The 21,663-nt window shown below is 69.9% G+C and carries 21 protein-coding genes; 11 read left to right on the top strand and 10 right to left on the bottom strand.

The genetic code is table 11. The features are described 5' to 3' along the window. Positions 1 to 2: 2 nt before the first annotated feature. The 4 genes from LOKHON_RS11475 to LOKHON_RS11460 form a co-directional block, all read right to left on the bottom strand. Positions 3 to 1,064, bottom strand: a complete 1,062-nt coding sequence (locus tag LOKHON_RS11475; protein WP_017929289.1) for a HesA/MoeB/ThiF family protein — start codon at positions 1,062 to 1,064, stop codon at positions 3 to 5. Next, complete coding sequence (gene dut / locus LOKHON_RS11470) at positions 1,061 to 1,546, bottom strand: dUTP diphosphatase (RefSeq protein WP_017929288.1); 486 nt, start codon at positions 1,544 to 1,546, stop codon at positions 1,061 to 1,063. The genes LOKHON_RS11475 and dut overlap by 4 nt, the downstream gene beginning before the upstream one ends. Before the next feature lie 3 nt (positions 1,547 to 1,549). After that, entirely contained in the window at positions 1,550 to 2,773 is a 1,224-nt protein-coding gene (coaBC, locus tag LOKHON_RS11465; protein ID WP_017929287.1) for a bifunctional phosphopantothenoylcysteine decarboxylase/phosphopantothenate--cysteine ligase CoaBC, read from the bottom strand. A 65-nt stretch (positions 2,774 to 2,838) separates the two neighbouring features. Continuing rightward, positions 2,839 to 3,717, bottom strand: a complete 879-nt coding sequence (locus tag LOKHON_RS11460; protein ID WP_017929286.1) for an RNA polymerase factor sigma-32 — start codon at positions 3,715 to 3,717, stop codon at positions 2,839 to 2,841. A gap of 108 nt (positions 3,718 to 3,825) precedes the next feature. Here LOKHON_RS11460 and cobU point away from each other — a divergent pair, with 108 nt between their 5' ends. From cobU to LOKHON_RS11445, 3 genes are all read left to right on the top strand, one after another. Further along, positions 3,826 to 4,350, top strand: a complete 525-nt coding sequence (gene cobU, locus LOKHON_RS11455) for a bifunctional adenosylcobinamide kinase/adenosylcobinamide-phosphate guanylyltransferase (protein WP_017929285.1) — start codon at positions 3,826 to 3,828, stop codon at positions 4,348 to 4,350. Then, entirely contained in the window at positions 4,347 to 4,913 is a 567-nt protein-coding gene (locus LOKHON_RS11450) for a histidine phosphatase family protein (protein ID WP_017929284.1), read from the top strand. Before cobU ends, LOKHON_RS11450 begins: the two co-directional genes overlap by 4 nt. A 61-nt stretch (positions 4,914 to 4,974) precedes the next feature. Continuing rightward, positions 4,975 to 6,486, top strand: a complete 1,512-nt coding sequence (locus tag LOKHON_RS11445; RefSeq protein ID WP_017929283.1) for a YifB family Mg chelatase-like AAA ATPase — start codon at positions 4,975 to 4,977, stop codon at positions 6,484 to 6,486. Here LOKHON_RS11445 and gshB read toward each other — a convergent pair. From gshB to rsmI, 3 genes are all read right to left on the bottom strand, one after another. Beyond that, positions 6,483 to 7,427 carry a glutathione synthase gene (gene gshB / locus LOKHON_RS11440; RefSeq protein ID WP_017929282.1) on the bottom strand — a complete coding sequence of 315 codons (945 nt, stop codon included), beginning with the start codon at positions 7,425 to 7,427 and terminating at the stop codon, positions 6,483 to 6,485. The genes LOKHON_RS11445 and gshB overlap by 4 nt on opposite strands. A gap of 104 nt (positions 7,428 to 7,531) precedes the next feature. After that, entirely contained in the window at positions 7,532 to 7,867 is a 336-nt protein-coding gene (locus LOKHON_RS16495) for a YraN family protein (protein WP_017929281.1), read from the bottom strand. Between the two features lie 265 nt (positions 7,868 to 8,132). After that, positions 8,133 to 9,020 carry a 16S rRNA (cytidine(1402)-2'-O)-methyltransferase gene (gene rsmI / locus LOKHON_RS11430; protein ID WP_026147564.1) on the bottom strand — a complete coding sequence of 296 codons (888 nt, stop codon included), beginning with the start codon at positions 9,018 to 9,020 and terminating at the stop codon, positions 8,133 to 8,135. A gap of 73 nt (positions 9,021 to 9,093) precedes the next feature. Between rsmI and LOKHON_RS11425 the strand changes: the two genes are divergently transcribed. From LOKHON_RS11425 to murJ, 3 genes are read left to right on the top strand one after another with little or no spacing between them, the layout of a single operon-like run. Continuing rightward, the gene (locus tag LOKHON_RS11425) at positions 9,094 to 10,278 is read left to right on the top strand and encodes a penicillin-binding protein activator (protein ID WP_026147563.1); all 1,185 of its coding nucleotides are present in this window, start codon (positions 9,094 to 9,096) and stop codon (positions 10,276 to 10,278) included. Further along, complete coding sequence (locus LOKHON_RS11420) at positions 10,238 to 13,057, top strand: [protein-PII] uridylyltransferase (RefSeq protein ID WP_017929278.1); 2,820 nt, start codon at positions 10,238 to 10,240, stop codon at positions 13,055 to 13,057. The genes LOKHON_RS11425 and LOKHON_RS11420 overlap by 41 nt, the downstream gene beginning before the upstream one ends. Beyond that, entirely contained in the window at positions 13,054 to 14,622 is a 1,569-nt protein-coding gene (murJ, locus tag LOKHON_RS11415) for a murein biosynthesis integral membrane protein MurJ (RefSeq protein ID WP_017929277.1), read from the top strand. The genes LOKHON_RS11420 and murJ overlap by 4 nt, the downstream gene beginning before the upstream one ends. On the opposite strand, the gene LOKHON_RS11410 is transcribed toward murJ, so the two are convergent. Continuing rightward, positions 14,619 to 15,332, bottom strand: a complete 714-nt coding sequence (locus tag LOKHON_RS11410; RefSeq protein WP_017929276.1) for a rhomboid family intramembrane serine protease — start codon at positions 15,330 to 15,332, stop codon at positions 14,619 to 14,621. The two genes, murJ and LOKHON_RS11410, sit on opposite strands and share 4 nt — an antisense overlap. 77 nt (positions 15,333 to 15,409) lie before the next feature. On the opposite strand from LOKHON_RS11410, the gene trpS reads away from it, so the two are divergent. Then, positions 15,410 to 16,426 (top strand): tryptophan--tRNA ligase, encoded by a 1,017-nt coding sequence (gene trpS, locus LOKHON_RS11405; protein WP_017929275.1) that lies wholly within the window; start codon positions 15,410 to 15,412, stop codon positions 16,424 to 16,426. A gap of 98 nt (positions 16,427 to 16,524) precedes the next feature. Here trpS and LOKHON_RS11400 read toward each other — a convergent pair whose 3' ends face one another. Together LOKHON_RS11400 and LOKHON_RS11395 are read right to left on the bottom strand one after the other, a co-directional pair. Next, complete coding sequence (locus tag LOKHON_RS11400) at positions 16,525 to 17,442, bottom strand: purine-nucleoside phosphorylase (RefSeq protein ID WP_245631458.1); 918 nt, start codon at positions 17,440 to 17,442, stop codon at positions 16,525 to 16,527. Positions 17,443 to 17,701: 259 nt separating this feature from the next. Beyond that, positions 17,702 to 18,253: a L,D-transpeptidase gene (locus LOKHON_RS11395; RefSeq protein WP_017929273.1), complete on the bottom strand. Its 552-nt coding sequence runs from the start codon at positions 18,251 to 18,253 to the stop codon at positions 17,702 to 17,704. A 183-nt stretch (positions 18,254 to 18,436) separates the two neighbouring features. Between LOKHON_RS11395 and LOKHON_RS11390 the strand changes: the two genes are divergently transcribed. From LOKHON_RS11390 to LOKHON_RS11375, 4 genes are all read left to right on the top strand, one after another. Further along, positions 18,437 to 18,919, top strand: coding sequence for a VOC family protein (locus tag LOKHON_RS11390; protein WP_017929272.1), 483 nt, complete (start codon positions 18,437 to 18,439; stop codon positions 18,917 to 18,919). 99 nt (positions 18,920 to 19,018) lie between these two features. After that, complete coding sequence (locus tag LOKHON_RS11385; RefSeq protein ID WP_017929271.1) at positions 19,019 to 19,882, top strand: branched-chain amino acid aminotransferase; 864 nt, start codon at positions 19,019 to 19,021, stop codon at positions 19,880 to 19,882. Between the two features lies 1 nt (position 19,883). After that, positions 19,884 to 21,098 (top strand): hypothetical protein, encoded by a 1,215-nt coding sequence (locus LOKHON_RS11380; RefSeq protein WP_017929270.1) that lies wholly within the window; start codon positions 19,884 to 19,886, stop codon positions 21,096 to 21,098. A 41-nt stretch (positions 21,099 to 21,139) separates the two neighbouring features. After that, positions 21,140 to 21,595 (top strand): universal stress protein, encoded by a 456-nt coding sequence (locus LOKHON_RS11375; RefSeq protein WP_017929269.1) that lies wholly within the window; start codon positions 21,140 to 21,142, stop codon positions 21,593 to 21,595. The last annotated feature ends 68 nt before the right edge of the window (positions 21,596 to 21,663 follow it).

Here is a 21,663-nt window from a genome sequence, read left to right as displayed (position 1 = left end):
ACCTATGGGGCCGTGCCCGCCGCTTCCAGCCCCCGCCCGCCGCAGACCGCGCAGCCCTTGCGCGGCTTGATCCCGATGATCCGGGTTTCGGCATAGAGCGTGTCGTGGATCATCAGCCGCCCGGCCAGCGTTTCGCCCGCCCCGGTCAGCCGCTTGACCGCCTCGGCGGCCATGATCGCGCCGACGATGCCCGGCAATGGCGACAGCACGCCCGCCTCGGCGCAGGAGGGGATGAGCGCGGCGTCGGGCCGTTCGGGGAACACGCAGGCCCAGCAGGGCGTGCCACGCGCGGGTTCGTAGAGCGAGACTTGCCCCTCCCACTGCGTCAGCGCCGCGGCGACGAGCGGTTTGGCCCCGGCGACGGCGGCGGCGTTGACGATGTCGCGCGTGTCGAAATTGTCCGTCCCGTCGAGGATCAGGTCGTAATCGGCGAACAGCTCTTCGGCGATCGCGGCGGTGAGCCGCCGCGCATAGGGGCGGATTTCGACATGCGGGTTCTGCGCGCGCAGCTTCTGGGCGGCGGCATGCACCTTGGGCATGCCGATCTGCGCCTCGTCGAACAGCACCTGCCGCCCGAGATTGCTCAGATCGACGGTGTCGTCATCGATCACGCCGATGGTGCCTGTGCCCGAGGCCGCGAGATAGGTCAGCGCCGGGCAGCCAAGGCCCCCCGCGCCGACCACGAGAACCTTGGCCCGCCGGAGCGCCCCCTGCCCCGGTCCGCCGATCTCGCGCAGGGTGATGTGACGGGCGTAACGGGTCAGTTCGGTTTCGGAGAACCCCTTGCGCGGCGCGGGCGTGTCGGCGGGCGCCGCACGCGCCTTCAGGCGCCGCAGCCCCCATCCATAGCCCCAGACCAGCGCCCCGCCCGCGAGGATCAACAGCCACAGCGCCGCCTCGCCCCCGGTCGCCATGCGCAGCGGATGCCCATCGGGCAGCAATAGGTGCCCCGCGATCACGCCGGTCATCAGCAGGCCGATCATGTAGAGCCGCGCCTGTCTTGGCGCGCCGGTGAGCGCACCGATGCCCCACAGCGTCGCGGCCATGACACCGACGAGGATCACGCGATGCCTCCGGTCGACCCAAAGCCCCCGGTGCCGCGCGCGGTCTCGTCGAGATCCGCGACCAGTTCGAACCCCGCCGTCACCACCGGCGCCAACACCGCCTGCGCGATGCGCATGCCATGGGTCACGGCAAAGCTTTCCTGCCCGGCATTCATGACGATGATGCCGAGCGGCCCGCGATAATCGCTATCGATGGTTCCGGGACTGTTGGGCAGGGTGATCCCGTGCTTCAACGCCAGCCCCGAACGCGGCCTGAGCTGCAGCTCATAGCCTTCGGGCACGGCGACGCGCAGCCCGGTGGGCACCAGCGCCCGCGCCCCGGGCGCGAGCAGGAGGCCGCCCTCGCGGTTCCCCGGATCGAGATTGGCCACGAGATCGGCCCCGGCCGCCCCCGCCGTCTGGTAGGCGGGCAGCGGCAGGCTGCGGTCCGCCGTTTCGGTCCAGCACAGCCTTACCCCGATGCGCGATCCCATGTTCACCATTCCCTAAATACGCCCGCCGGAGGCGGTCCCGTCCTTGGCGGCCAGCGCCGCGGCCAGCCGGTCGGCGAGCCGTTCGGCCACCGCGCGCTTGGCCATGCGCGGCCATGTCTCGGCCCCGTCTTCGGTGATCAGGGTCACGGCATTCTCGGTCCCGCCCATGATCCCGGTTTCGGGAGAGACGTCGTTGGCGACGATCCAGTCGCAGCCCTTGCGCGCCCGCTTGGCGGTGGCATGGGCGATGACGTCGTCGGTTTCGGCGGCGAAGCCCACCACGAGGCCGGGCCGTCCCACGGCCATGCCCGCCACGCGGGCGAGGATGTCGGGGTTTTCGGCCAGCGACAGGCCGGGCAGCGCCCCGGCCTGTTTCTTGATCTTGCGGGCCTGCGCGGTCTCGACCCGCCAATCGGCCACGGCGGCGGCAAAGATGGCGGCATCGGCGGGCAAGGCCGCCTCGACGGCAGCAAGCATTTCGGCGGCGGTCTCCACCGCGACGACCGTTGCGCCTTCGGGCGGCGCGGCGCTGGCCGGGCCGGTCACGAAGGTCACCCGCGCGCCGAGCCGCAGGAGCGCCGCACCGATCGCGGCTCCTTGCGCCCCGGAGGAGCGATTGGCGATATAGCGCACCGGGTCGATCGGCTCATGCGTCGGCCCGGAGGTGACGAGCACGTGCCGCCCGGCGAGCGGCGCATCGACGGGACGCAGCGCCGCTTCGATCGCGGCGAGGATGGCCATGGGCTCCGACATCCGCCCCGGCCCGTATTCGCCGCAGGCCATCTCGCCCTCGTCGGGCCCGACCACCGTGACGCCGTCGGCCTTCAGCGTGGCGAGGTTGCGCTGCGTCGCCGGATGCTCCCACATGCGGACATTCATGGCCGGCGCGATCATCACCGGGGTGTCGGTCGCCAGAAGCAGCGTCGAGGCGAGATCCGAGGCCCGGCCCTGCGCCATCTTGGCCATCATGTCGGCCGTGGCCGGGGCCACGACGACGAGATCGGCGACGCGCGACAGCTGGATATGCCCCATTTCCGCCTCGGCGGTGAGATCGAACAGCGCCTCGTGGACCTTTTTGCCCGCCAGCGCGGAAACCGAAAGCGGCGTCACGAACTGGCCCGCGCTTTGGGTCATCACCGGCGTGACCTCGTGGCCCGCCTTGACCAGTTGCCTGATCAATTCCAGCGATTTGTAGGCCGCGATGCCGCCGCCGACGATCAGGAGGATATGCGACATGGCTGCGCCCCGCGGTCAATGCGGGGCGACCCTAGGGGTTCGCGGCAGCGGGGGCAATCGCCCGATCAGCCGAAGAAGCCGTGCACCTCGCGCGATTGGCCTTCGAGGCTGCGGCGCATCTTGCCGAAGGCGGCGGCTTCGAGCTGGCGCACGCGTTCCTTGGACAGACCCAGCTCCCCACCGAGGCTTTCGAGCGTGCGCGGGTCGTCGCGCAGCTTGCGCTCGCGGACGATGAACTGCTCGCGGGGGTTGAGCCCGGACAGCGCGGTCAACAGCCATTGGCGCAGCATGTCGGTGTCGTGGCTGTTCTGCACGAGTTCGGCGGCCTGCAGCCCGTCATCCTCCAGCGCCTCGATCCATTCGCGGCCCTCATCCTCGGTCGACTGCGTGGCGTTGAGCGAGAAATCGGATCCCGAGAGCCGCCCTTCCATCATCTCCACATCGGCGAGCGGCACGCCCACCTCCTTGGCGATCATCTTGCGCAGGGTCGCGCCGTCCATCTCGCGGCCCTCGGCGGCGGCTTCGCGTTCGATCCGGGCCTGCACGCGGCGCATGTTGAAGAACAGTGATTTCTGCGACGAGGTCGAGCCGGTCCGCACCATCGACCAGTTGCGCATCACGTAGTCCTGGATCGACGCCTTGATCCACCAGACCGCGTAGGTGGAAAACCGCACGCCCCGGTCAGGATCGAACTTGTCGGCCGCCTTCATGAGACCGAGCGAGGCCTCCTGAATGAGGTCGTTCATCGGCGCGCCGTACCGGCGGAATTTCGAGGCCATGGAGATGGCGAGCCGCATATAGGCGGTGATGAGCCGGTGCAGCGATTTCTCGCAACGCTGGTCGCGCCACGCATAGGCGAGCCGCAGTTCCGTTTCGGCATCTAGGAGTTCTGCCCGCATCGCGTTGCGGGTCATCGACTGGTCCGCAAATCCGTCAAAAGCCATGTCATCGTCCCCGGGACATTAGAGGGTCGGTGCGCTTGCCATGGCCGGGCGGCCTGCTAGTCACCTTGCTGACCCATTAACGCCGCGCCCTGTCAGAAAGTTTCCCCGATGGTCTTGCAGAAATTGACGCTGGTTCTAGGCGGCGCCGCCTCGGGCAAGTCCGACATGGCCGAAAGCCTTGTATTAAAAGAGGATCTTCGGCGCGTTTACGTCGCGACCGCGCAGGCTTTCGACAGCGAAATGCGCGAAAAGATCGCGCGGCACCGCGCCGCGCGCGGGCCCGGCTGGCACACGATCGAGGCGCCGCTCGACCCGGACTCGGCGATTTCCGGCCTTGGGGGCGGCGATATCGCGCTGATCGACTGCGCGACATTGTGGCTGTCGAACCTGTTGCTGGCCGAGGCCGATCTCGGCGCGGCGGAGGCGCGGCTGTTTAACGCCATCGACGCCTGCCCCGCCCCGGTCGTGATCGTTTCGAACGAGGTCGGCGCCGGGATCGTGCCCGACAACGCGCTGGCGCGGCGGTTCCGGGCGGCGCAGGGCGGGTTCAACCGCCGCCTCGCCGCGCGGGCCGACACGGTGATCGGCGTGATGGCGGGGCTGCCCTTCGCGCTCAAGGGAGAGATGCCATGAGCACGCTGTGGCTGATCCGGCACGGCCCGACCCATGCCAAGGGCATGTGCGGCTGGTCCGACCTGCCCGCCGATTTGTCGGACATAGCGGCCATCGCCCGGCTGGCGGCACGGCTGCCCGGCGCGGCCATGGTGTCGTCGGATCTCGACCGCGCGGTGCGCACCGCCGAAGCGCTGGCGGGCGAACGCCCGCGCCTGCCCCACGAGGCCGATCTGCGCGAGATCCATTTCGGCGAATGGGAACTGAAACGGCATGACGAGATCGAGGCCGAGGCGCCGGATCACATCCGTGCCTTCTGGGACCGGCCCGGCGACATCGCGCCGCCCGGCGGCGAAAGCTGGAACGCGCTGCGCGGGCGCTGCGACGCGGCCATCGACCGGCTCTGGACCGGCGGCGACCTGATCGTGGTGGCGCATTTCGGGGTGATCCTCACGCAACTTCAACGCGCGCTGGGCTGCACCGCGCACGAGGCCTTCGGCCACAGGATCGAGCCGCTGTCGCTGACCCGGATCACGCGCGACGATGAGGGCTGGCGCGCCGCCGGGATCAACGAGCGGCCCTGAGCCCAGTTAACCCTTCCTCAACCTCTGCCCGGCCAGCATGCACAGGCGGGAGGGCATCAGCATGGTGGCGCGGGCCTACACGGTGGCCTTCGAAGGGGTCGAGGCGCGGCTGGTCGAGGTGCAATGCGCCGTGACCGCCGGGATGCCCGGCTTCAGCATCGTCGGCCTGCCCGACAAGGCGGTGAGCGAGGCGCGCGAACGGGTGCGCGCGGCGCTGTCGGCGCTCTCCATCGCGCTGCCCTCGAAACGGGTGACGATCAACATGTCGCCCGCCGATCTGCCCAAGGAGGGGTCGCATTTCGACCTGCCGATCGCGCTGGCGCTGCTCGCGGCGATCGAGGTGCTGCCCGAAGAGGAGGTCGCGGCCACGGTCAGCCTGGGCGAGCTGTCGCTGTCGGGCGACCTTGTGCCGGTGATCGGCGCGCTGCCCGCCGCGATGGCCGCCGCCGAGGAGGACCGCCGCCTGCTCTGCCCCGCCGCCTGCGGCGCCGAGGCCGCTTGGGTCGAGGCGGTGGAAGTGATCGCGGCGCCGACGCTGGCCCGCGCGATCCGGCATTTGACCGGCCAGCAGCCGCTTGCCCCCGCGCAGGCCGGGTTGGCCGCGCCCTCGGCGCAGCCCCGCGACCTGCGCGACGTGAAGGGGCAGGAGCGCGCCAAGCGGGCGCTGGAAATCGCCGCCGCCGGACGGCACCATCTGCTGCTGGTCGGACCGCCCGGCTCGGGCAAATCGATGCTGGCGGCCCGGTTGCCGGGCCTGCTGCCGCCGCTTTCGCCGGTCGAGGCGTTGGAAACCTCGATGGTGCACTCGGTTTCTGGGCTCTTGACCGAGGGCGGGATCAGCCGTGCGCGCCCGTTCCGGGAGCCTCATCACACGGCCTCGATCGCCGCCATCGCGGGCGGCGGGCGCGGCGCCAAGCCCGGCGAAATCAGCCTTGCGCATAACGGCGTGCTGTTTCTCGACGAATTGCCCGAGTTTTCGCGCGCCGTACTGGAAACCCTGCGCCAGCCGATCGAGACCGGCGAGGTCGTCGTCGCGCGTGCCAACGCGCATCTGCGCTATCCCTGCCGGTTCCTGCTGATCGCCGCCGCGAACCCGTGCCGCTGCGGTCAGCTGGCCGATCCCGGCCGCGCCTGCGCCCGCGCGCCGGGCTGCGGCGAGGAGTATCTCGGGCGGATTTCCGGCCCGCTGATGGACCGCATCGACCTGCGGGTCGAGGTGCCGCCCGTCGGCTTCACCGATCTCGACCTGCCGGAGCCGCCCGAAGGATCGGCAGAGGTCGCGATCCGGGTCGCGGCGGCGCGCGAGATCCAGGCGGCCCGCTTCGAGGGGTCGGCGGCGCGGGTCAACGCCGATGCGGAAGGGCGGCGGCTCGAAGAGATCGCGGCCCCCGATGCCGAGGGGCGCGATCTGCTGCTGCGCGTGGCCGAACGGTTCAGTCTCTCGGCGCGCGGCTATCACCGGGTGCTGCGGGTGGCGCGGACCATCGCCGATCTCGACGGATCGGAGATTGTCCGCCGCCCGCACGTGGCCGAAGCGGTGGGCTACCGCCTCGCACTCGGACGAGAGGCCTAGCGTTTCTCCTCGATCGCCTCCCAGATCCTTGCCGCGACGTTGATGCCATCAAAGCGCTCCAGCTCCTGGATGCCGGTGGGCGAGGTCACGTTGATCTCGGTCAGCCAGTTGCCGATCACGTCGATGCCGACGAGGATCTGGCCCTTTTCGCGCAGCAGCGGGCCGATCGCGGCGCAGATCTCTCGGTCGCGCGCGGTCAGCTCGACCTTTTCGGGCCGACCGCCGACATGCATGTTCGACCGGGTCTCGCCCTTGGCCGGCACCCGGTTGATTGCGCCGACCGGTTCGCCATCGACCAGAAGTATCCGCTTGTCGCCCTTTGTCACGTCGGGCAGGAATTTCTGCACGATCAGCGGCTCGCGGCTGATGCCGGTGAACATCTCGTGCAATGAGGCGAGATTGCCGTCCTGTGAATGCAGCTTGAACACCCCCGCGCCGCCATTGCCATAAAGCGGCTTGAGGATGATGTCGCCGTGCTTGTCGCGGAACGACCGCAGCGTCGCCAGATCGCGGGCAATGGCGGTGGGCGGGGTGAGATCGGGGAAGGTCAGGACCAGCAGCTTCTCGGGGTAGTTGCGGACCCAGAACGGGTCGTTCACCACCAGCGTATCGGGGTGGATCATGTCCAGAAGATGCGTGGTGGTGATATAGCCCATGTCGAAGGGCGGGTCCTGGCGCAGCCAGACCACGTCGAAGTCCGACAGGTCCACCTCGCGTTCCTCGCCGAGGCTGAAATGGTTGCCCTTCTCGCGGCGCAGCTCCAGCGGCCAGCCGCGCGCCGTCACCCGCCCCTCCTGAAAGGCGAGCCGGTCGGGGGTGTAGTAGAACAGCTCGTGACCGCGCGCCTGCGCTTCCTCCCCGATGCGGAAGGTGGTGTCGCCGTCGATATCGACGGCGCCGATCGGATCCATCTGGAGGGCGACCTTGAGAGGTTTGGACATGGCGGCGTTCTTTCGCTTGGGACGCGGTTCCCGATCCATGCCGCAACTGCGCCGCCGCCGCAATGCGCGCCGCCTGCGCCCGGATGCACAGCCGCCGCGCCGGTTCAGCCCGCGTCGAAGGCGTTTTCGATCACCCGCACCGCGCCGCGCGCATCCACGAGCGCGAGGTCAAAGCGCATCTCGGTCAGCAGCCCGTCCGGCGCGGCGCCGCAATAGGCCTCGGCGGAGCGGCAGATCCGGTCGATCTGACGGCGGGTGAGACGGCAGATGGCGGCGTCGAAGCTGCGGCTGGCCTTGACCTCGACGAAGACGAGCCGCGCGCCTTCGCGCAGGATCATGTCGATCTCGCCCCCCGGCCCCCGCCAGCGGCGGGCCTCGATCACCCGCCCCTTGCGCGCATAATGGCGGGCAACGCTGTCCTCGGCGGCGAGACCGGTCAAATACCCCCGGCGGCCCCGTTCGACGCGGGCCGGAGCGGCAGGGCCGGACGGCAAAGGATCGGACAACGAAGCGCCGGAGGGCGGAGAACCAAGGGGCGGTCGGACGACACCGCCGGTCGTGGATCCCGCCGATGCGACGGCACGGCCCGGCACCGGCGGCCCCGCTCCCCGGGCAAGGTCGAGGCCCGTTTGCCGGGCGCTCCCGGATGGCTTCACCGTCGGCTTGCGCGGTTTCGCGCGCCGCGCCGTCAGCGGATCGTCGTCCTCAAATGTCATCTCCATCTGCATCGTCCGGCCTCTTTTCCAACGCCAGGGCGGCTTGATAGACCTCGCGCCGCGGGAGGCCCAACGCGCCCGCCACAGCCGTGGCCGCATCCTTCACGCGCATGGTGCGCATCGCGTCGCGCAGCGCGCTTTCCAGGTCGTCGCCGGTCACCTCCTCGGTTTCGGCGCGGCCGACGAGAACGACGATCTCGCCCTTGAGCGTGCGCCCGTCGATCGCCGCGCAAACCTCTGACGCCGTGCCGCGGATCACCTCCTCGAACCGCTTGGTCAGCTCGCGGCACAGCGTCACCGGTCGTTCCCCTCCCAGAACATCGCGCAAGGAGCCTAACAATTCATGAACGCGCTTGGGGCTTTCGTAGAGCACCAGCGTGAACGGCAGCGACCTGAGCGCGGCGATCTCGGTTTCGCGCTGGGTTCTGGCGGGCGGCAGGAACCCGGCAAAGGCAAAGCGGTCGGTGGGCAGCCCCGACACCGCCAGCGCCGCCAGCACGGCGGAGGCACCGGGCGCGGCCAGCACCTTGTGGCCCGCGGCGATCGCGGCGCGGCCCAGCGCATAGCCGGGATCGGCGACAAGCGGCGTGCCCGCCTCGGAGACATAGGCGACCGAGCCGCCCCGCCCGAGCACCGCGAGGATGCGATCGCGGTCATGCGCGCCCGAATGGTCGTGATAGGCCAGAAGCGGCCGCCCGTTCAGCGGAACGCCGTGGATTTCCATGAGCTTGCGCAGCGTGCGCGTGTCCTCCGCGGCCAGCGCGTCGGCGCTTGCCAGGAGGTCGAGCGCGCGCAGCGTGATGTCGCGCGCCGTGCCGATCGGCGTGGCCACGAAATGCAACCCCGGCGCGACCGGTTTCGTTTCGAAATTCGTCACTGGACCCCCGCCCGCCCCGGATTATGATTGGTCGCGAACCCGCCCCGCGCCCGTGCCGGAGAAAGTGATGCCCATGTTCGCCCGTTTGACGCAGCCCCGCAAGGCCGCGGCCCGACTTCTTGCCCTGTTCTCCATGCTGTGGCTCGCCGCCTGCCAGCCGATGGTGGCCACCGGCCCGGTTTCGGAGGCGCAGCGTGTCACCCCCGGCGCGCCGGTGAAGGTGGCGCTGCTGGTGCCCGCGGGCTCCTCATCGGGCGCCGACCAGCTGCTGGCCCGCAATCTCGAAAACGCCGCCCGTCTCGCCATCGCCGATCTCGGCGACGTGGAGATCGACATGACGGTCTACCCGACCGCGGGCGAGCCGTCGCGCGCCGCGCAGGCCGCGACCACCGCCGTCGCCGAAGGCGCGCAGGTCATTCTTGGCCCGCTCTATGCCGAGGCCGCCAACGCCGCCGGCGTCGCCGCGGCGAGCCAGGGCGTCAACGTGCTGGCCTTTTCGAACAACCCGACCATCGCGGGCGGCAACGTCTTCATTCTCGGGCCGACCTTTGCCAACACCGCCGACCGGCTGGTGCAATACGGCATGCGCAACGGCATCCAGCGCTATGTCGTGGCCTATGGCAACGACCTGCAGGGCGCGGTCGGTCGGGATGCGATCGTCAACGCCGTCAACCGTTCGGGCGGCGCCGTCGCCGGGACCGAGGCCTATGAGCTGAGCCAGGCGGGCGTGCAATCCGCCGCGCCGCGCGTGGCCGACACGGTGCGCGGCACCGGCGCCACCGGCGTCTTCACCACCGCCGGGGTCAATGCCGACCTGCCGATTCTCGCCACCGCGCTCAACGAGGCGGGCATCACCCCGCAGCAGGCGCGGATGATGGGGCTTACCCGCTGGGACGCGGCGCCGCAGGCGCTGGCCCTGCCGGGGCTGCAGAACGGCATCTTCGCGGTGCCCGACACGGGCCGCTCCAACGCCTTCGAACAGCGCTATGCCGCAAGCTACGGCGCCGACCCCCATCCGCTCGCCGGCCTGGCCTATGACGGCATCGCCGCGATCGGCGCGCTGGCCGCCTCGGGCCGCGCCGACGCGCTGACCCGCAACGCACTGGTCCAGAGCCAGGGTTTCAAGGGCACCTCGGGGATCTTCCGGCTGCTGTCCAACGGCACCAACCAGCGCGGCCTCGCGGTCGCCACGATCCGCAACAACCAGGTGGTTATCCTTGACCCTGCTCCCACAAGCTTCGGCCGCGCCGGGTTCTGACGCCCCGCTCCACGAGAAGCCCGAGACGACCGACGCGCCGGAGGATCTGATCCTTCCGGCGCGCGACATATTCGACGCCGTGTCGGTGACCGCCGCGCTGGCCCAGGCGCTGGCCGCCGCCGATGGCCCGATGGAAGCGCGCCGGGCCACCGTGACGGTGCTGGCCGAGGCGCGCCGCGCCGGGCGCGCGGCGATCGCCGACGCCTTTGCCAACCGGCCCTTCGCGGCCCGCCCGGTGACCCGCGCCCATGCCTGGCTGACCGACCGGATCGTCACTGCCTGCTTCGAGGTCGCGCGCGGGCTGCACCCGCTCAACAACCCGACCGAGGGCGAGCGGCTGTCGCTCCTGGGGGTCGGCGGCTACGGCCGCGGCGAGATGGCGCCGCATTCGGATGTCGACCTGCTGTTCCTGACGCCGTGGAAGATCACCCCCTGGGCCGAGAGCGTCATCGAATCGATGCTCTACATGCTGTGGGACCTGAAGCTGAAGATCGGCCATGCCAGCCGCACCGTGAAGGATTGCCTGCGGCTGGCAAAGGAGGATTTCACGATCCGCACCAGCCTCGTGGAATGCCGCCGTCTCGCGGGGGACCCGGCGCTGGCCGCCAGCCTGCGCGACCGGCTCTGGACCGAGCTGTTCCGCTCCACCGCGCCCGAATTCATCGCCGCCAAGCTCGCGGAGCGCGACGCGCGCCATCTCAAGCAGGGCGGCCAGCGCTATGTCGTCGAGCCCAATGTCAAGGAAGGCAAGGGCGGCCTGCGCGACCTGCAATCGCTCTACTGGATCGGCAAATACGTCTACGGCGTGCAGGACGCCGCCGAGCTGGTCGGCCAGGGCGTCTTCACCGAGGACGAATACGGCGAGTTCGTCCGGGCCGAGGATTTCCTCTGGGCGGTGCGCTGCCACCTGCACATGATCACCAACCGCGCGATGGATCAGCTCACCTTCGACATGCAGGTCGAGGTGGCCGAGCGCATGGGCTATGTCGATGGCGGCGGGCGGCGCGCGGTCGAACATTTCATGCAGGATTATTTCCGCCACGCGACCCGCGTCGGCGAGCTGACGCGCATCTTCCTGACCGCGCAGGAGGCCACGCATCTGAAATCCGAGCCGATGCTCACCCGGCTTCTGGCGCGGCGCAAGCGGGCCCGCCCGCCCTACCGGATCGTGCACAACCGGCTCGACGTGGCCGACGAGACGGCCTTTCTCGCCGAGCCGGTGAACCTCTTGCGAATCTTCGACGAAAGCCTGCGCACCGGCCATCTGCTGCACCCCGACGCGATGCGGCTGGTCTCGGCCAACCTGCATCTGATCGACGCGCGGCTGCGCGAGGACCGGGAGGCGAACCGGCTGTTTCTCGGATTGATGGTCAAGCGCGGCAACCCCGAGCGCGCGCTGCGCCGGATGAACGAGCTGGGCGTGCTCGCGGCCTTCCTGCCGGAATTCGCGCCGATCGTCGCGATGATGCAGTTCAACATGTACCACCACTACACGGTGGACGAGCACACCATTCAATGCATCTCCACGCTGGCGCAGATCGAGCGCGGCGAGCTGGTCGAGGAGCTGCCGGTGGCCTCGGGCATTCTCGATGCCGGGGTGAACCGCCGCGTGCTCTACGTGGCGCTGCTCCTGCACGACATCGGCAAGGGCCGCGACGAGGATCATTCGGTGCTCGGCGCGCAGATCGCCCGACGCGTGGCGCCGCGGCTGGGGCTCAATCGCAAGGAAGCCGAAACCGTCGAATGGCTGGTGCGGCATCATCTGCTGATGTCGGACATGGCGCAAAAGCGCGACATCGCCGAGCCGCGCACGGTGCGCGGCTTTGCCCGCGCGGTGAAGACCAAGGAACGGCTCGATCTTCTGTGCGTGCTCACGGTCTGCGACATCCGCGGCGTCGGGCCCGGCACGTGGAACAACTGGAAGGCGATGCTGCTGCGCAGCCTGTACACCGCGACCGAGGAGGCGCTGGCCACCGGGCTCGAGGATCTCAACCGCGGCGCCCGCGAAACCGAGGCCAAGCGCGTGCTGCGCGCGGCGCTGTCGGGCTGGCCGAAGGAGGAGCTGCGGGCCGAGACCGCGCGCCATTACGGCCCCTATTGGCAGGGGCTGCCGCTCGACAGCCACGTGACCTTCGCGCATCTTCTGCGCGGACTCGGCCCCGACGAGATCCGCATCGATCTCATGCCCGACGCCGATCGCGACGCGACGCGGGTGAGCTTTGCGACCACCGATCATCCGGGGCTGTTCTCGCGGCTCACCGGCGCGCTGGCGCTGGTCGGGGCCAACATCGTCGACGCGCGCACCTACACCGCCAAGGACGGGCTGTGCACCTCGGTGTTCTGGGTGCAGGACGCCGAGGGCCACCCCTTCGAGGAAGCCCGCCTGCCCCGGCTCGAACAGATGATCGGCAAGACGCTGCGCGGCGAGGTGGTGGCGCGCGACGCGATCAAGGACCGCGACAAGATCCGCAAGCGCGAGCGCGCCTTCCGCGTGCCCACCTCGATCTCCTTCGACAATGACGGCTCGGAGATCTACACGATCATCGAGGTCGACACCCGCGACCGGCCCGGGCTGCTCTACGACCTGACCCGGACGCTGGCGGTGGCCAATGTCTATATTTCCTCCGCCGTGATCGCGACCTATGGGGAGCAGGCGGTCGACACCTTCTACGTCAAGGACATGTTCGGATTGAAATACCATTCTGAGACCAAGCAGCGCGCGCTGGAGCGCCGGTTGCGCGATGCCATCGAAGCCGGGGCGCGGAGGGCCGTGTCTTGAAGCCCATCCGCCTCGTGCGGGGCTTTCTCACCGTCGGCATCTGGACCCTTCTTTCCCGCGTCTTCGGCTTCGCGCGCGACATCATGATCGCGGGCTATCTCGGCGCGGGCCCGGTGGCCGAGGCCTTTCTCGTGGCCTTTTCGCTGCCCAACATGTTCCGCCGCTTCTTCGCCGAGGGCGCGTTCAACATGGCCTTCGTGCCGATGTTCTCGAAAAAGCTCGAAGCGGGCGAAGACCCCGAGCGCTTCGCGCAGGAGGCCTTTGCGGGCATGGCGTTCCTGCTCACCGTCTTCACCGTGATCGGCATCGTCGCGATGCCCGGCCTGGTGCTCTTGATGGCGTCGGGCTTCGCCGAGGACGAACGCTTTCCGCTCGCCGTGGCCTATGGCCGGATCGCCTTTCCCTACATCCTGTTCATCTCGCTCGGCGCGCTGGTCTCCGGCGTGCTCAATGCCACCGGCCGCTTCGTCGCCGCCGCGGCGGCGCCTGTGCTGCTCAACGTGGTGTTCATCGCCACCGTGCTGATCGCCGCGGCCCTTGCCCCCGGGACCGGTCTTGGCGATGCGCCGGAGCTTCGGGTCGGCCGGGCCCTTGCCTGGGCGGTGCCGCTGGCGGGGGTGCTGCAGCTCGGGCTGGTCTGGATCGCGGCCCGGCGGGCGGGGTTTCACCTGCGCCCGATGCGACCCCGGCTCACGCCGGAGCTGAAGAAGCTTGCCGTGATCGCCGCGCCCGCGGCGCTGGCGGGCGGCGTGGTGCAGATCAACCTGCTGGTGGGCCGGCAGGTGGCGAGCTTCTTCGACGGGGCGGTGGCGTGGCTCAACTATGCCGACCGGCTCTACCAGCTGCCGCTCGGCGTGGTCGGCATCGCCGTCGGCGTGGTGCTTTTGCCCGACCTGTCGCGCCGGTTGCGCGCGGGCGACGAGGCGGGCGGGCGCGATGCCTTCAACCGCGCCGCCGAGATGAGCCTCGCGCTCACCATCCCCGCCGCCGTGGCGCTGGTGGTGATCCCGGTGCCCCTGGTGTCGGTGCTGTTCGAACGCGGCGCGTTTTCGACCGACGACACCATGGCAACGGCGCTCGCCGTGGCGGTCTACGGCCTCGGCCTTCCGGCCTTCGTGCTGCAGAAATCGCTGCAGCCGCTGTTCTTCGCGCGCGAGGACACGCGCAGCCCGTTTCGCTATGCCCTCGTGGCGATGGTGGTGAACGCCGCCGTGGCGATCGGGCTCGCGCCGTTCATAGGTTTCATCGCGGCGGCCTTCGGCACGACGCTGGCGGGCTGGGCGATGGTCTGGCTCTTGTGGCGCGGCTCGCGCGCGATGGGCGCGGCCGCCGCGTGGGACGACCGGTTTCGCCGCCGGTTGTGGCGGATCTGCGGCGCCTCGGCGCTGATGGGCGCGCTGCTTCTGGGCTGCGCCGCGTTGCTCGGCCCGTTCCTCGCCACGCCGTCGGTGCGCTACCTCGCGCTTGCCTTGCTCGTGGCGATCGGCATCGCCGGTTATTTCGGCTTCGGCCAAATCCTCGGCGCGTTCCGCCTGTCGGAGTTCCGCCGCGCGGTGCGCCGCTAGCGCGCGCGCATCCGGGCGAGAAAGGCCCGGGTGCCGCCGGGCGCGAGCAGCGGCGACAGCACCAGCCCGGTCACGAAGCCCGCGGCGTCGGCCACCCATGCGGGGTCGGCGCCGAACATCAGCCCGAAGACGAGCTGCAGCGCCAGAAGCACCCCGATCAGCCGGAACGCCGCGAGCCGGTTCGACCCGGCGCGCCCGAGTTGCAACCACATCAGGTAGGTAAACCCGCCGATCAGCCCGTAGACCGCCGGGTAGGCGCCGATCAGCGGGTAGTTGGTCGAAACGAAGAACCCGAAGGCCAGCGCCCCGACCAGCGTGGTCGCGACCAGCATCACGCCCAGAGCGACCGGGTGCAGCACCTCGCCCACGAATTTGCCCAGCGCCAGCAAAAGCGCCACGGCGAAGAGCGCGTGGGTGACGCTGATATGCACGAAAGGATAGCTCAGCAGCCGCGCGGCGAGCCCCCAGTCCCAGCCGACGACCAGCCGGTCGAGCACGGCGGGCGCGAAGCCGAAGCCTTCGATCGCGCCGATCCGCCAGCCGATCGCCTGCGGCCCGCCGATGAGCCCCGTGGCACCGAGCGACAGCGCCGCCTCGATCCCGCCCATCACGAGCGCCAGCACCACGATCATCGGCGGCAGCGTGCCGAACGGCCCTTCGACGGGCGCGTGATTCGGATCGGGTCTTGGGTAGAATCCTTGCGGTCGCATCGCGCTGTCCCTTCGGTTGACCTCGGCAGGGGGCATGGCTAATCGGAATGCCACCCGGTTTCCAGCAGGACAACGCCATGACCGAAGCGACCTTCGCCCCCCGCGTCTTTTCCGGCATCAAGCCCTCGGGCGGCCTTACGCTCGGCAACTATCTGGGCGCGATCAAGCGCTTCGTCGAGATGCAGGGCGGCGATTTCGAAACGATCTTCTGCGTCGTGGACCTGCACGCCATCACCGTCTGGCAGGACCCCGAGGAGCTCAAGCGCGCCACCCGCGAGGTGGCGGCGGGCTATCTCGCCTCCGGCATCGACCCGGAAAAATCCATCCTGTTCAACCAGTCCCGCGTGTCGGCCCATGCCGAGCTGGGCTGGCTGTTCAACTGCGTGGCGCGGGTCGGCTGGATGAACCGGATGACCCAGTTCAAGGAAAAGGCGGGCAAGAACGCCGAAAAGCAGAGCCTCGGGCTTTACGCCTACCCCTCTCTGATGGCCGCCGACATCCTCGCCTATCACGCCACGCATGTGCCGGTGGGCGACGACCAGAAGCAGCACGTGGAGCTGACCCGCGACATCGCGGCCAAGTTCAACCATGATTACGGCGTCGATTTCTTTCCGCTCACCACCCCGGTGATTGAGGGGCCGGCGATGCGGGTGATGAACCTGCGCGACGGCACCAAGAAGATGTCCAAGTCCGGCGAATCGGACATGGAGCGGATCAACATGACCGACGATGCCGACACCATCGCCAAGAAGTTCAAGAAGGCCCGCACCGACCCCGCGCCGCTGCCCGAGAGCCTCGACGGTCTCAAGGACCGGCCCGAGGCCAAGAACCTCGTCGACATCTATGCCGGCCTGTCGGGGATGTCTGCCGAGCAGGTGATCGCCGAGCATGGCGGCGCCGGCTGGGGCCAGTTCAAGCCCGCGCTCGCCGATCTGGCGGTGGAAAAGCTGGCGCCGATCTCGTCGGAGATGGCGCGGCTGATGGACGACCCGGCCGAGATCGACCGGATCATGGCGCGCGGTGCCGAGCGCGCCCGCGCCATCGCCGATCCGATCGTGTCGAAGACCTCCGAGCTCATGGGTCTTCTGCGCTGAGATGCGGGGGGCCTTTCGCGCCCCTGCCCCCATTCACCATTCCGCAAATACGCAACCCCCCCCGGCCACCGCGCAGCGCGGCGCCGGGGGGTGTCGCATCATTCGGACGGCACGCCGTCCTTCCAGCTGTCCCAGTCACCGGTGATCTGCGCGATCAGCGCCGCGCCGACCCGCTCGATGTTCACCAGCGTCTCGTCGAAGCCGCCGGCGGTTTCGCCCGGCGCCGGGTCGAGATGCTCCAGCGTGGTCTCGTCCGGGTGGCCCTGGTCGAAGTTCACCGCGCCGCGCAGGCTCAGGATCCGGTCGGTGCCGTGCAGCCGGTCGATCACCTGGGTGATGGCGGCGGCCTCCATTTCGGTGATGACGTAATCGGCGGCCTCGTAAAGCTCGGCCATGTACTGCGCCTCCTCCGAGAGGCCCGGCCCGTGAAAAAAGGTGTCGCCGGTCATGTGGGTGCCGGTGCCGATGAAGGGCGCGCCTTGTGCCACCTCGTCGGGATAACGCAGCCGGTAATCGCGTGCCTCCTGGCTGTCGGCCAGCTCGACGCCCTCGCTCGCGGCCATGGCGGCCTCGACCAGCGCCGGGTTCAGCTCGTAGCGGCGGATATCCTCGTAGCCGCTGCGCGGCATGAACAGCGGATCGCCCGCCGGCACCTCGTCCTCGGCCCAGCGGTGGCCGAGATCATAGTCGATCAGGTGGCTGGCCCAGCTGACCATGCCGATGGTCCCGCGCGGGGGCGGCGTGCCGGCGACGCCGGTGAGCAGGAAATAGGCGTTGGAGAAGTCGAAGCGCGGGTCGAGCAGGATCGCCATCATCGAGGCCGAGGAGGCCACCTTGCCCATGCCGAGCACGGAGCCGCAGACGCCGTCCTCATTGCAATGAACGGGCGTCTTCGCGCCGTCGACCTCGATCGGCTCGGCCCCGTCGAGGTGGTTTTCGTACCAGTACTGGAATTCGCCCGCGCGGTCGCCGGTCAGCTCGCCGATCTCGAACATCGAGGCGACGAAGGCGCGCACCTCGATCGGCTGGTCACCGTCAGGCGCGGCGGTGTGGGCGGCGGCGGGCAGCGCGGCCAGGGTCGCAAGCGCGGCGAGGGCGGGGCGGAACGGGGGGCATCGGCGGTCTCCTGAAGTTGCGATGCCGCCCCCTACCCCTGCCGCGACCCCGCGTCAGCCCCGGCGCGGCAAGATCGTGCCGCGAGAGGGTCGATTGCCCGCATTGCGCGCGCCGTGACGCGCCCCCGCCCGCTCCGCGGGCAAAGGGCGCGCGCGGCGATCAGATCAGCCGCACCTGCGTGCCGACCTCGACCAGCGCGAAGAGCCTGGCGATGTGCTCGTTGTAGAGCCCGATGCAGCCATCCGAGGACGGGCGGCCGATCTTGCGCGTGTCGTGGGTGCCGTGGATGCGGTAATACTGCCACGACAGGTAGAGCGCGTGGGTGCCGAGCGGGTTGCCGGGCCCGGCGGGCACCACTTTCGGCAGCGACGGATCGCGCTCGCGCATCGACGGCGTCGGCGTCCATGTCGGGCCGTCGACCTTGCGGACCACCTCGGTGTAGCCGAGCTTGGTCAGCTCCGGGCTGACCGGGACCGAGGAGGGGTAGAGGCGGTAGGTTTCCCCGTCGCCGCCCCAGTAATGCACCGCGCGCGCGCCGGTGTCGGCGACGATGATGCCGCGGCCCAGCGCGTCGAAATGATCGCGCCAGTCGATGTTCTGCAACGCCGAGACATTGCGCTGCACGGCATCGCTCGCGGCGATGGCCGGCGCGGCGAGCGTGACGAGGCCGGCGGCACCGGTCGCCAGGAAGGCACGTCGGGTCTGGGTCATGAAAGCTCCTTGCCTGTTCTTGGCCCTCCCTTCCCCCTTCCGGTGAGGGAGGTTCAACTCACGAGACCGCGAGTTGCCGGCCTGCGGCGCGCGCTGTTGCACCGATGCCGTGCGCGGGCGGGGAGTGCCGCGCGGGCGCGGCGCGGCGTAACCTGTCCTTCGGACCACCGGAAGGAGAGCCACATGACCGGGATCGCCCCGTCCACCACCCGCATCGGCCACGTGCATCTGCGCGTCTCCGATCTCGACCGCGCCATCGCCTTCTACGGAGAGGTTCTGGGCTTCGAGGTGACCCAGCGCTACGGCCCCGGCGCGGCGTTCCTTTCGGCGGGGGGATATCACCACCATATCGGTCTCAACACGTGGGAGAGCCTCGGCGCGCCGCCGCCGCCGCCGGGCCATACCGGGCTGTATCACACGGCGTTTCTCTATCCCGACCGGCGGGCGCTGGCGCAGGCGCTGCGCCGCGTCGTGGCGGCGGGGGTCGCGATCGAGGGCGCCGCCGATCACGGTGTGAGCGAAGCGGTCTATTTCCGCGATCCCGACGGCAATGGCGTCGAGATCTACCGCGACCGCGCGCCCGAGGACTGGCCGCGCGATGCGCGGGGCGGGTTGGCGATGGTGAACCACAGGCTCGATCTCGAAGCGCTCATGGCCGAGGCGTGAGGGCAACGATGGTCGCCCCGCGCGAATGACGGGTCGCGCCCGTTCTGGACCGGCCCGCGCCGAAGGCCTAGCCTGCACGCACAACGCGAAAGGCAGAACATGGCAACGGGCACCGATATCCGGACCTATCACGACGGGCGCTGGCACGAGGGAGACATCGCGGTGATCCGCGCCTCGGATCACGGCGCATGGCTCGGCACCACGGTGTTCGACGGGGCGCGCTACGTGCATGGGCTCGCGCCCGATCTCGACAAGCACTGCGCCCGCACCAACGCCTCGGCCGAGGCGCTGATGATCACGCCCACCGTGTCGGCGCAGGAGATGGTCGGCATCGTCCGCGAGGGGCTGGCCGCCTGCCCGCGCGATGCCGCGATCTATATCCGCCCGATGTACTGGGCGCTCGATGGCGGGCCGATGGGCATCCTGCCGGAGATGGGCGCCACAGGCTTTGCCATCGCGCTGGAGACGATCCCGCTGGCCCCGCCCGAAGCGTCGACCACGCTCACCACCACCCGGTTCCGCAGGCCGGTGATGGAGGATGCGGTGGTCAACGCCAAGGCGGGCTGTCTCTATCCCAACAACGCGCGGATGCTCGCGGAGGCGCGCGCCAAGGGGTTCGGCAACGCCCTGGTGGCCGACGCGCTCGGCAACGTCGCCGAAAGCGCCAGTTCCAACGTCTTCATCGTCAAGGATGGCGAGGTGTTCACGCCGATCCCCAACGGCACCTTCCTCGCCGGCATCACCCGCGCGCGCCACATCGCCAACCTGCGCGCCGACGGCGTGAAGGTGCATGAGATCACCATGTCCTTCGAGGACGTGCACGCCGCCGACGAGGTGTTCCTGTCCGGCAACATGCACAAGGTGACGCCCGTGACCGCCTTCGACGACACGGCCTATCCCATCGGCCCGGTCACGAAACGCGTGCGCGAGATGTACTGGGACTGGGCGGCGACGGCGGGCTGAGATGCGGCTCTGGCGCGCTCTCGACCGGCTGCTGGCGTTCCTGCCCTTCGCGCTGAGCGCCGCGGCGCTGGCACTGCTGTTGTCGCAGAACCCCTTTGCCGCGCCCTATCTGGAGCGCGGCACGGAGGCCTTGGCGCTGGAGCTGCGCGCCGCATTGGCGCGCGAGGTGACGCCCGAATGGTACATGGCCGAGATGGACCGGGCGCTTCTGGCCGAGGATCTCGACGCGATGCGCATGGTGGCGGCCACGGGGGCGCGGCACGGCATGGCGCCCTCGCCCGCGCTTCTGGGCCGGATGCAGGCGCTGGAGATGCGCGAGACCGGCGCGCTGGCGGCGGCGCGCGATTGCGCGGTCTGCGCCGCCGACATCACCGCCTGCCCGCGCGTCGCGCTCATGGCGATGTGCGGCATCACGGTCGAAATGACGCCGCTTGGCGATCTCAACGCGCTGCGCCGCGCCGGTCAGGCCGCCATCGCGGGCGAGGAGATCGACCGGATCGAGGTGGCGCTGGCGGGCGTGGGGCTCGGCGCGACCGGCCTCGTTCTGGCCTCCGGCGGTACCAGCGCCACCGTGAAGGTCGGGGCCACCGCGCTGCGGCTGGCGCGGCGCATGGGGCGGCTCTCCGACCGGTTCGCCGGGGAATTGCGGCGCCTGTCGGATGTCGGGTTCAGGCCCGACCGGCTCGACGATCTGGCGCTGGGCCGGGTCGGGTTGGACGAGGTGGCCGACCAGGCCAAGCTGGCGCGGGTGGGCGAGCTTGCGTCGGATCTGGGCCGGGTGGCCGCGAACACCTCTCTCACCGATGCGGTGCTGATGCTGGAGCATGTCGACGACGCCGCCGATGCGCGGCGGCTGGCGCGGGTGTCGGACGCCGCCGGGCCCGACACCCGCGCGATGCTCGACATCCTGGGCAAGAGCCGGGCCTTTCGGGCGCTGGTGCGGCTGTCGGACCTCGCCATCGGTGCGGCGGCGCTGATCTTTCTGGTGGCCGGGCAGATCCTGATCCTCGTGGGCGAGCGGGTGGGACGGCTGCTGCTGTCGGCGCTGCGCGTGCCGGTGCGCGCCAAGGCCCGCCCGGTGCCCCGCGCGCCGGTCGCGGCCCGCATCGAGCCGCCGCTGACCCGGCCCGAACCGAAGCCGCGGCTGCGCCCCGACCCGCCGCTGCGCCGCCCCGTTGTACACCGCCCCATGCTGGGCCACACTCCGGCCGAATGAAGCCCGGACAGGACCCCGACCGGACCCGAACAGGAAATGCCATGCGCAAGTTTCTCGTGATCCTCGACGACACCCGCGAATGTCTCAACGCGATGCGCTTTGCCGCGATGCGCGCCGGCAAGACCGGCGGCGGTGTCACCATCCTGTCGGTGATCCCCCCCGACGAGTTCAACCACTGGGTCGGCGTGGGCGAGATCATGCGCGCCGAGGCGCGCGAACGCATCGAGGTGCATTTCGAGGTCTTCGCCAAGTGGATGCGCGACCGCCAGAACGTGCATCCCGACCTCGTGGTGCGCGAGGGCGAGATCGTGCCCGAGATCCTCGCCCAGATCCGCGAGGACGAACAGATCGGCGTGCTGGTGCTCGGCGCGGGGTCGGACCGCAAGGGGCCGGGGCCGCTCGTCACGCAGCTGACCCGCGAGGCGGGCTCGTTGCCGGTGCCGATCACCATCGTGCCGGGCGACATCTCCAAGGAGCGGCTGGAGGCGATCACCTGAGAGCGATTTAGAATCGTTCCAAATCTTGACTTTGGGGCCGCCGGGGCGCATATCGGGAGCCTGAAACG

It is taken from the genome of Limimaricola hongkongensis DSM 17492 (genome assembly GCF_000600975.2).
GTDB lineage: Bacteria > Pseudomonadota > Alphaproteobacteria > Rhodobacterales > Rhodobacteraceae > Limimaricola > Limimaricola hongkongensis.
This window is presented reverse-complemented; position numbering and strand designations above follow the sequence as displayed.

Bases quoted from the DNA above. Each gene is read 5' to 3' on its own strand.
- dut (WP_017929288.1), bottom strand. From the start codon at position 1,546: ATGGTGAACATGGGATCGCGCATCGGGGTAAGGCTGTGCTGGACCGAA.
- coaBC (WP_017929287.1), bottom strand. From the start codon at position 2,773: ATGTCGCATATCCTCCTGATCGTCGGCGGCGGCATCGCGGCCTACAAA.
- LOKHON_RS11460 (WP_017929286.1), bottom strand. From the start codon at position 3,717: ATGGCTTTTGACGGATTTGCGGACCAGTCGATGACCCGCAACGCGATG.
- cobU (WP_017929285.1), top strand. From the start codon at position 3,826: ATGGTCTTGCAGAAATTGACGCTGGTTCTAGGCGGCGCCGCCTCGGGC.
- LOKHON_RS11450 (WP_017929284.1), top strand. From the start codon at position 4,347: ATGAGCACGCTGTGGCTGATCCGGCACGGCCCGACCCATGCCAAGGGC.
- LOKHON_RS11445 (WP_017929283.1), top strand. From the start codon at position 4,975: ATGGTGGCGCGGGCCTACACGGTGGCCTTCGAAGGGGTCGAGGCGCGG.
- gshB (WP_017929282.1), bottom strand. From the start codon at position 7,427: ATGTCCAAACCTCTCAAGGTCGCCCTCCAGATGGATCCGATCGGCGCC.
- LOKHON_RS11425 (WP_026147563.1), top strand. From the start codon at position 9,094: ATGTTCGCCCGTTTGACGCAGCCCCGCAAGGCCGCGGCCCGACTTCTT.
- LOKHON_RS11410 (WP_017929276.1), bottom strand. From the start codon at position 15,332: ATGCGACCGCAAGGATTCTACCCAAGACCCGATCCGAATCACGCGCCC.
- trpS (WP_017929275.1), top strand. From the start codon at position 15,410: ATGACCGAAGCGACCTTCGCCCCCCGCGTCTTTTCCGGCATCAAGCCC.
- LOKHON_RS11395 (WP_017929273.1), bottom strand. From the start codon at position 18,253: ATGACCCAGACCCGACGTGCCTTCCTGGCGACCGGTGCCGCCGGCCTC.
- LOKHON_RS11390 (WP_017929272.1), top strand. From the start codon at position 18,437: ATGACCGGGATCGCCCCGTCCACCACCCGCATCGGCCACGTGCATCTG.
- LOKHON_RS11385 (WP_017929271.1), top strand. From the start codon at position 19,019: ATGGCAACGGGCACCGATATCCGGACCTATCACGACGGGCGCTGGCAC.
- LOKHON_RS11380 (WP_017929270.1), top strand. From the start codon at position 19,884: ATGCGGCTCTGGCGCGCTCTCGACCGGCTGCTGGCGTTCCTGCCCTTC.
- LOKHON_RS11375 (WP_017929269.1), top strand. From the start codon at position 21,140: ATGCGCAAGTTTCTCGTGATCCTCGACGACACCCGCGAATGTCTCAAC.